Consider the following 1,895-nt stretch of genomic DNA (forward strand, 5'->3'; position numbering starts at 1 on the left):
GGCTTCAGTTCAGAGCTTCGCTTACGCTAACCCCTCTCCTTAACCTTCCAGCACCGGGCAGGTGTCACCCCCTATACTTCGCCTTACGGCTTCGCAGAGAGCTGTGTTTTTGCTAAACAGTCGCTTGGGCCTATTCACTGCGGCTTTCCGTTAAGAAAGCACCCCTTCTCCCGAAGTTACGGGGTCATTTTGCCGAGTTCCTTAACCAGAGTTCTCTCGCACACCTTAGGATTCTCTCCTCGCCTACCTGTGTCGGTTTGCGGTACAGGCACCTTTTATCTCGCTAGAAGCTTTTCTTGGCAGCGGGGAATCAAAGACTTCGCTCCATAAGGAGCTTCCCCATCACAGCTCAGCCTTTACGATAAGCGGATTTGCCTACTTATCAGCCTAACTGCTTGGACGTGCACAACCAATCGCACGCTTCTTCTATCCTTCTGCGTCCCTCCATTGCTCAAACGATAAAGAGGTGGTACAGGAATATCAACCTGTTGTCCATCGCCTACGCCTGTCGGCCTCGGCTTAGGTCCTGACTAACCCTGAGCGGACGAGCCTTCCTCAGGAAACCTTAGGCATTCGGTGGACGGGATTCTCACCCGTCTTTCGCTACTCATACCGGCATTCTCACTTCTAAGCACTCCACCAGTCCTTCCGGTCTGACTTCACTGTCCTTAGAACGCTCCCCTACCACTGATACCATTCGGTATCAATCCGCAGCTTCGGTGGTGTATTTAGCCCCGGTACATTTTCGGCGCAGAGTCACTCGACTAGTGAGCTATTACGCACTCTTTAAATGGTGGCTGCTTCTAAGCCAACATCCTAGTTGTCTAAGCAACTCCACATCCTTTTCCACTTAATACACACTTTGGGACCTTAGCTGGCGGTCTGGGCTGTTTCCCTTTTGACTACGGATCTTATCACTCGCAGTCTGACTCCTAAGGATAAGTCATTGGCATTCGGAGTTTGACTGAATTCGGTAATCCGATGAGGACCCCTAGTCCAATCAGTGCTCTACCTCCAAGACTCTTACACTTAAGGCTAGCCCTAAAGCTATTTCGGGGAGAACCAGCTATCTCCAGGTTCGATTGGAATTTCTCCGCTACCCACACCTCATCCCCGCACTTTTCAACGTGCGTGGGTTCGGGCCTCCATTCAGTGTTACCTGAACTTCACCCTGGACATGGGTAGATCACCTGGTTTCGGGTCTACGACCACGTACTAAACGCCCTATTCAGACTCGCTTTCGCTGCGGCTCCGCCTCTTCAGCTTAACCTCGCACGGGATCGTAACTCGCCGGTTCATTCTACAAAAGGCACGCCATCACCCGTTAACGGGCTCTGACTATTTGTAGGCACACGGTTTCAGGATCTCTTTCACTCCCCTTCCGGGGTGCTTTTCACCTTTCCCTCACGGTACTGGTTCACTATCGATCACTAGGGAGTATTTAGCCTTGGGAGATGGTCCTCCCAGATTCCGACGGAATTTCACGTGTTCCGCCGTACTCAGGATACATTCAAGAGAGAACGAAGTTTCGACTACGGGGTTGTTACCCTCTACGACGGACCTTTCCAGGTCGCTTCGTCTACCTCGTTCCTTTGTAACTCCGTATAGAATGTCCTACAACCCCAAGAGGCAAGCCTCTTGGTTTGGGCTATGTTCCGTTTCGCTCGCCGCTACTCAGGAAATCGCATTTGCTTTCTCTTCCTCCAGGTACTTAGATGTTTCAGTTCCCTGGGTCTGTCTTCCTTACCCTATGTATTCAGATAAGGATACCATACCATTACGTATGGTGGGTTTCCCCATTCGGAAATCTTCGGATCAAAGCTTACTTACAGCTCCCCGAAGCATATCGGCGTTAGTCCCGTCCTTCATCGACTCCTAGTGTCAAGGCATCCACC

The 1,895-nt window shown here is 51.1% G+C and carries 1 rRNA gene; it reads right to left on the bottom strand.

Annotated features, from left to right (window positions below):
* Nucleotides 1-1,895, bottom strand: a 23S ribosomal RNA gene (locus tag FH036_RS26870); the annotation flags it as partial.

This window comes from Bacillus sp. CD3-5 (assembly GCF_006349665.1).
GTDB classification, from domain to species: domain Bacteria; phylum Bacillota; class Bacilli; order Bacillales; family Bacillaceae_G; genus Bacillus_A; species Bacillus_A paranthracis.